The 6,273-nt window shown below is 68.3% G+C and carries 9 protein-coding genes (1 of these 9 running past the window's edge); 8 read left to right on the top strand and 1 reads right to left on the bottom strand.

The window, feature by feature from the left end; translation table 11 throughout:
* The 8 genes from DEIPH_RS18465 to DEIPH_RS18495 all read left to right on the top strand — a co-directional run.
* Nucleotides 1–247: the 3' portion of an ArsR/SmtB family transcription factor gene (locus DEIPH_RS18465; RefSeq protein WP_034361059.1), read on the top strand. 80 nt of this gene lie to the left of the window's left edge; only the last 247 of its 327 coding nucleotides appear in the window; its start codon lies beyond the left edge, outside the window; the stop codon is at nucleotides 245–247.
* Entirely contained in the window at nucleotides 244–414 is a 171-nt protein-coding gene (locus DEIPH_RS20315) for a hypothetical protein (protein WP_161636101.1), read from the top strand. The genes DEIPH_RS18465 and DEIPH_RS20315 overlap by 4 nt, the downstream gene beginning before the upstream one ends.
* Nucleotides 415–458: 44 nt before the next feature.
* Nucleotides 459–1,007, top strand: coding sequence for a DUF6428 family protein (locus DEIPH_RS18470; RefSeq protein WP_051517533.1), 549 nt, complete (start codon nucleotides 459–461; stop codon nucleotides 1,005–1,007).
* The gene (locus DEIPH_RS18475; protein WP_051517529.1) at nucleotides 1,007–2,179 is read left to right on the top strand and encodes an MFS transporter; all 1,173 of its coding nucleotides are present in this window, start codon (nucleotides 1,007–1,009) and stop codon (nucleotides 2,177–2,179) included. The genes DEIPH_RS18470 and DEIPH_RS18475 overlap by 1 nt, the downstream gene beginning before the upstream one ends.
* Nucleotides 2,180–2,522: 343 nt before the next feature.
* Complete coding sequence (locus tag DEIPH_RS18480; protein ID WP_051517530.1) at nucleotides 2,523–2,942, top strand: MerR family DNA-binding protein; 420 nt, start codon at nucleotides 2,523–2,525, stop codon at nucleotides 2,940–2,942.
* A 34-nt stretch (nucleotides 2,943–2,976) separates the two neighbouring features.
* The gene (locus DEIPH_RS18485) at nucleotides 2,977–3,462 is read left to right on the top strand and encodes a putative iron-sulfur cluster-binding metallochaperone (RefSeq protein WP_034361061.1); all 486 of its coding nucleotides are present in this window, start codon (nucleotides 2,977–2,979) and stop codon (nucleotides 3,460–3,462) included.
* Nucleotides 3,453–3,881 carry a hypothetical protein gene (locus tag DEIPH_RS18490; RefSeq protein WP_034361063.1) on the top strand — a complete coding sequence of 143 codons (429 nt, stop codon included), beginning with the start codon at nucleotides 3,453–3,455 and terminating at the stop codon, nucleotides 3,879–3,881. Before DEIPH_RS18485 ends, DEIPH_RS18490 begins: the two co-directional genes overlap by 10 nt.
* Nucleotides 3,842–5,377 (top strand): mercuric reductase, encoded by a 1,536-nt coding sequence (locus DEIPH_RS18495; RefSeq protein WP_081791003.1) that lies wholly within the window; start codon nucleotides 3,842–3,844, stop codon nucleotides 5,375–5,377. The genes DEIPH_RS18490 and DEIPH_RS18495 overlap by 40 nt, the downstream gene beginning before the upstream one ends.
* A gap of 401 nt (nucleotides 5,378–5,778) precedes the next feature.
* Here DEIPH_RS18495 and DEIPH_RS20320 read toward each other — a convergent pair.
* Nucleotides 5,779–6,273, bottom strand: a 495-nt coding sequence (locus DEIPH_RS20320; RefSeq protein WP_200868196.1) for a hypothetical protein, incomplete at its 5' end; no start/stop codon positions are given.

Raw genomic sequence — 6,273 nt, forward strand, 5'->3', positions numbered from 1 at the left:
GGCGGACACGGCATGCTGCTCCACCGGACAGGGCGTCTGCACCTGCGATGTCCAGGAAGTCCTGGGCCTCAGCCAGCCCACCACCAGCCACCATATGAAAATCCTGGTGGACGCGGGCCTGGTCGAAGCCGAGAAGCGCGGCAAGTGGACGTACTACACCCTGAGTGCCCGGGGCCTGCTGATCGCCCGCACCGCACTCGACGCCCTGCTGGCCGCAGCGCCGCAGCGGCAGAAGGAGGCCGTATGAACTTCATCGCCACCGAGACCCTCGCCTTCGAACACCACCGGGACCTGCTCCGCGATGCCGAACAGCAGCGCCGCGTTCAGCTTGCCCGGCAGGCAAATGTCCAGTTGCCCCGGCAGGCGAAGGCCGTGTCCCTGTCCACTTCCAACACCCCTTGCCCCACCTGCTGATTTTTTGCCCTCACGCATCGAAGAACTTAGATAAGGAAATGACCATGACCCAGACGATCCCCGGCCTCGCGGACCAAACCTCCACCCTCACCCTGCTCCGCGCGCTGCGCGTTCAGCCCCAGCGGCCTCTGGAGTTCTGGCTGCACGGCGAGCTGCTGGTCGGCCCCGGCTACCACGTCACCGAGGTCAAGGCCGTGACTATCGCGGCGATGGACTGCGGCGGAAGAGCGAATGCCTGGCGCGAGACAGTTATTCAGCTTATGGATGGTACTGCCCAGGAGGCGCAGGCCGGGTTCATGACCACCCGCAAGTTCCTCGCCATCTATGACCGGGTGGCGAAGCATGTCCCGGTGCGCGGGGAGGCCGAGGTGCGCTTCGAGTACGGCAACAACTCCACACCTGCGATGCAGTATCACGTCACGCACGTCGAACCCCAGGCGGAACGCGTCATCGTTCACCTGCGGACGCCGGGTGTGCAGTGCAAAGCTGCCGACGCCTGCGGTCAACCCGTGGCAGCAGAAGCCACTGGGGGGTGTGCGCCCGAGAGTGGTTGCTGTGGCCCGGTGACGGCTGACCTGATCACGCTCGGCTGATGCCGGATTCTGCTCACGGCCAGCATCCCCTTGTTTGGACGCTGGCCGTCCTCACGACGGTCAGCTACGGTGCCCTGTACTACGCGCAGCCTCTCCTCGCCGTCGCCGCCGAGCATGAATGGGGGTGGACGCGCACGCAGACCAGCCTGGCCTTCACTCTGGCGCTGCTGGTCACGGCCCTGATCGCCCCGACGGTGGGCCGCCTCCTTGATGAGCATGGGGGCCGGGTGCTGGTCGGCGGCGGCGCGATGTTGGGGGGACTGGCATTGGTGTGGCTGGCTGCTGCTTCCAGCTATCTCCTGTTCGTACTCGGCTGGCTGCTGGCAGGCGCGGCGATGGCCCTGACCTTCTACGAGGCCGTGTTCACCGTCCTGGGGCAGCGGGTCAGTGGAGCTGAGCGCACCCGGGCCACCCTGACCATCACGCTGGTGGCCGGGCTGGCGAGCACGATCTTTGTCCCGCTCACCACGGCCCTGCTGACCGGCGGCCTGCGCGGGGCGCTGCTCGGGCTCGCGGCGCTGCTGCTCGCGGTCGGCCTCCTGGCCTGGCGGGTGCTGCCGAAGCACCGGGGAGCAGCCCCCGGAACCGTGCAGCCTCCCTTCACCCCGGACCGCGCCTTCGTCCGGCTGACCCTGGCCTTCACCCTCGCCCGGATCGTGACCGTCGGAGTGGGGTTACAACTGGCCCCGCTGCTGCTCGCCACTGAGTATCCCCCGGCGCTCGCCGCCGGGCTGACGGGACTGGCCGGGCTCGCCGCCCTCCCCGGAAGGGTGCTGTTCGTGCCCCTGCTTGGGCGGCTGGGCGCCCTGCCGCTGACCCTGCTGCTGTTCGCCGTGCTGGGCCTCGGGGCGCTCCTGCTGCACTTCCCGGCGGCTGCGCCCCTGACCATCAGCGGCATCGTCCTCTTCGGGATGGCGAGCGGTGCTCTCACCCTGGCACGGGCGGAACTGCTGGCCCGGCAGTACCGTCCAGAGGACTTTGGCACGGCGAACGGGCGCATGGCGAGGCCCGTGAACCTCGCCCAGGCGTTCACGCCGCTGGGCGTGGGCTGGCTCTACACCGTCTCGGGTGGGTACGGGTGGTCGCTGACCTTGCTGGCCCTCCTGGCGGGTCTGGCCGTGTGGGTAGCCTGGGGAGCTGCGCCGCGAGAGGTCCCGGCGCCCGGTGCCTAGCTCCATCGCCTGCTTCGCCTCGACTTGGCCGACGGGAGCCGCCACCCCACGTCCGCGCCCAAGCGCCCTTATACCCCTGGGATGACCCTGCCGGACGAGCGCTCCAGGGAGCGTCTCGCCCACCAGACCGGCGAGACCATCAAGGCCCGCATTCCTGAACCCACCTCGGGCTCCCCAATCAAGTGGACGGCCCGGGAGCGCCGAGCGCGTGTGGTTCATCCACACGACCTCGGACTTGCTCACCCGAATGACTGCGGGAAACTTGAAGCGTTTTTCACTCCGGTCTGGCCTACCTGCCCCGCCGCGTCACCATCACTCCCCACGGATCGGTCAGGATCAGGGCATGACGGACCGCTCTGACATGCCCATCGGTCAACTCGCCACCTTGACTGGTGAGAGCGTCAAGGCGCTGCGCTACTGGACGGACTTCGGCCTGCTGACGGTGGAGCGCCGCCCCAGCGGGTACCGACACTACCCGCCCGAGGCCGCCGAGCAGGTCCGTTTCATCCGCTCCGCGCAGGCCGCCGGATTCACCCTCGACGAGATCCGCCGGATTCTCCTGGCCCGTCAGGACGGTCAGAAACCCTGCGCGCACGTCAAGGCTGACCTCGACGCACACCTGAAAACGGTGCGGGCGCAGATCGCGCAACTCCAGGCGCTCGAAGCGCAGTTGCAGGCCAGGGTGACGTGGGCGGAGGAACACCCCGACCCGGCCTGCGATTCCGCAGGATGTGTCTACCTGGAAGACACGCCCAGGGCTTGACTCTCCCGTTGGCGGGAGACCCTAGCCTCGGGGCATGACCACCCCTGATTGCTGCGCTCCGACCACGCCGGTCGCGGTGACCACCTGTCCCGCCTGTGGCACCACGGGCAGGGCCGTGAAGCTCGTCACCCTCAAGGCCCTGCTGACCCCAGCGGCGCTCGCCGTCCTCGATCCCAGCGAGGCGCACCGCTTCTGCCCGGACGCCGCCTGCGACGTCGTGTACTTCAGTGCCTCCCGGACCTACCGGCAGGCGGAGGTGAAGGTGCCCGTCCTCCAGAAGGACGGACGCGGCACTACCCCCGTCTGTTACTGCTTCGGCCACACCCGTGCTGACCTGGAGCACGCCGCCCGGGAGGGACGTGCCGGAGTCATCCCCCAGTCGGTCCAGGCCCATATCCAGGCCGGACGCTGCGGGTGCGAGGTCAATAACCCCCAGGGAAGCTGCTGCCTGGGGAACGTGAACCGCACCCTGGCCGCCCTCCAGACCCCCGCTGAGAAAGGGCGTACCGGATGCTGCTGAGGAAGCCGGTGAGCCACCTGCGCGCGGACCTGCTGCTCGGCAGCGCGCTCCTGCTGTGCCCCTGTCACCTGCCCGTCCTGCTCACCGTGGTGGCCGGTGGCCTCGGCAGCGGTGCAGTGGCGGGCGTCCTCAGCCGGAACATGCCGCTCGTCCTGGCCCTCGCCACCGGGTACTTCGTGTTCGCCCTGTGGCTCGGCCAGCGCCTCCTAAGGCACCAGGCCAGCGCCGCCACTCCCGGGGCTGGGAGGCACGAGGACTGCTGCCAGGTGCCTGCTCCTCGTCGTGACCGCGCCTGTGGCGTGGGTTCTTCACCCCTGAGCACCAAAGCTCGCCGGACACGAGCCACAGCCGCTCTCTTCCCCCTCCCCAGGAGGTCAACATGCCGGACCAGACGAACGACCGCACTCAACCCGACGTGAACAAGATTGAGGACACCCGCGACCAGGCGACGTTCGAGTCCATCGCCCGCCCCAGCGATCCTTCCAGTGACGCCCCGCAGAAGGCCCAAGGGGTGGCCCCAAGCACAGGGACGGGTACGCACTACGACGCCATCGTGCTGGGCGGTGGGATGGCCGGCGTGCCCCTTGCGCACCGCCTCGCGTACAAGGGCCTGCGCACTGCCCTGATAGAACGCGCGGAACTCGGCGGGACGTGCCTGAACCGGGGCTGCATTCCCACCAAGACGATGATCGCCAGCGCCCGGGTCGCGCACCTGGCTTACCTGAGCGAGCAGTGGGGCGTGGAGACCGGCGAGGTGCGCGTGCATCTCGGGCGGGTGGTGGACCGCAAGGACGACCTCGTGCGCAGCATCCGCGCCGGGTCCGAGCGGAACGTCGCGCAGAACAAGAACCTCACCCTGATTCGTGGGAACGCGCGGTCCGTTGGGGAGCGCCGCCTAGAGGTGGACGGGGAGGAGATCAGCGCGGAGCGGGTCTTCATCGCGGTCGGAACGCGCAACCGGGTGCCTGTGATCGAGGGCCTGGAGAGCGTGCCCTTCCTCGACTCCACCACGGCGATGGAACTCCGCGAGGTTCCCCCGCACCTGGTGATCGTCGGCGGTGGGTACATCGGGGTGGAGTTCGCACAGATGTACCGCCGCTTCGGCAGCCGTGTCACGGTGTTGCAAAGCGCGCCGCAGCTGCTGGCGAGCGAGGACGAAGACATCACGGCGGCGCTGAGGGAGGCACTGGAGGCCGAGGGCATCGAGGTCGTCGTGAAGGCCCGGGTGGGGCGGGTGGCGGGCAGCGAGGGGCAGATGCGGGTCACGGCCAGGGTGGACGGCGAGGACCGTACCTACACGGGAACGCACCTGATGATCGCCGCAGGGCGCGTGCCGAACACGGATGGGCTCGGTCTGGAGCACACCGGCGTGGACCTCGACGAGCACGGCTTCATCAGGATCAACGACCGGCTGGAGACGACCGCGCCCGGCGTCTGGGCGCTGGGGGACGTGCGGGGCGGGCCGATGTTCACGCACACCGCGCGGGATGACGCGCGGATCATCTACCAGAACGTCGTCAAGGGGCAGGACCTGAGCATCCGGGACCGGGTGGTGCCGTGGGCAGTGTTCACCGACCCCCAGCTCGGGCGAGTGGGACTTTCCGAACGCGCGGCACGGGGGGCGGGGTTCAAGCTGAAGATCGGGACGTACGAGGCGCGCAAGGTCGCCAAAGCGCGGGCCCTCGGGGAGACACGCGGAATGATCAAGGTGGTGGCGGACGCAGCGACTGACCGCATCCTGGGTGCGGCGGTGCTGATGGCCGAGGGAGCGGAACTGGTGCATGAGTTCGTGACGGCGATGCAGCTTGGTGCGCGGTACACCGACTTGCAGGACATGATCCACATCCACCCGACCCTGGCGGAGGGCCTGAACAACGCCCTGGGCGGCGTGCATTACGAGGAAGGGCTGGAATGAGGAGGGATGAGCACTTCGTCGTGCCCACGGGCGCAAGTGGCCTGACCTGATCGGCTGCACCCCTTGTTCCTCCCACGGGGCTGGGCTTCGCCTCACCTCCCCACGACGGCCGCAGTCTTCCCGATCAGCACGCCCGGCGGCAATTTATCTTTGCGGACTTTCCGTCGCGGGTGGACCTCCTGTACCTTGCCGAGCAACCCCCGCACAACCATGCCGCCCAACCGGACGTGCTTTCTCTTTTCCCCGTCCACGACGCCAACGTGCAGGCGATAGACGAGGCCGGTGCGGCGTCTGGCCGTGAAGTGGCGGCCACCGCGGGCCTCCAGGTCGAGGACTGGGAACATTGGCAGCGACGAGAGTGCGGTCCTGGGGTCGCTGGCAGCCCGGTCAGGCTCACCCGGTCAGGTCTGCTGATGCCGCCTCTCGGTGATCATCACCAGCAGCAGCGCCACGAGCAGCAGTTCCAGGGAGGTGGTGATCAGCCCAAAGGCGTCCCATCGCTCAATCTCACCCGCCTCTGGTCCGAAAAAAGGAATCCCGACCGTGCGGGTGACGAAGTACATCCCGGCGATCAGCAGGTTTCCAAGCACGCCAGCCCAGTAATACGGCACCTCCAGCCGGCTGCTCCCCACGCGGGGGAAAGGGTCACTTTGCGCCGCTTTCGTCTCGAAGTAACGCAGCAGCAGGAAGCCGCCCCAGACGAACTGCGTGGCTGTCGCCACCAGGAAGAACAGGCCGTACCCGAACCACTCGGTGAAGTGCGCGCCGGTCACCCCACCGTGCAGGACCGCCGCCAGCATGGAGAGGCCCGCCGCCAGCGGAATGCGCGGGTCGGTGAAGGACTGTATCCGGCTGGTCAGGGCAAGTCCCCTTTTTGGGATGGAGGGTACGCGATC

It is taken from the genome of Deinococcus phoenicis (assembly GCF_000599865.1).
In the GTDB taxonomy this organism is placed as follows: domain Bacteria; phylum Deinococcota; class Deinococci; order Deinococcales; family Deinococcaceae; genus Deinococcus; species Deinococcus phoenicis.

Bases quoted from the DNA above. Each gene is read 5' to 3' on its own strand.
- DEIPH_RS20315 (WP_161636101.1), top strand. From the start codon at position 244: ATGAACTTCATCGCCACCGAGACCCTCGCCTTCGAACACCACCGGGAC.
- DEIPH_RS18470 (WP_051517533.1), top strand. From the start codon at position 459: ATGACCCAGACGATCCCCGGCCTCGCGGACCAAACCTCCACCCTCACC.
- DEIPH_RS18475 (WP_051517529.1), top strand. From the start codon at position 1,007: ATGCCGGATTCTGCTCACGGCCAGCATCCCCTTGTTTGGACGCTGGCC.
- DEIPH_RS18480 (WP_051517530.1), top strand. From the start codon at position 2,523: ATGACGGACCGCTCTGACATGCCCATCGGTCAACTCGCCACCTTGACT.
- DEIPH_RS18485 (WP_034361061.1), top strand. From the start codon at position 2,977: ATGACCACCCCTGATTGCTGCGCTCCGACCACGCCGGTCGCGGTGACC.
- DEIPH_RS18490 (WP_034361063.1), top strand. From the start codon at position 3,453: ATGCTGCTGAGGAAGCCGGTGAGCCACCTGCGCGCGGACCTGCTGCTC.
- DEIPH_RS18495 (WP_081791003.1), top strand. From the start codon at position 3,842: ATGCCGGACCAGACGAACGACCGCACTCAACCCGACGTGAACAAGATT.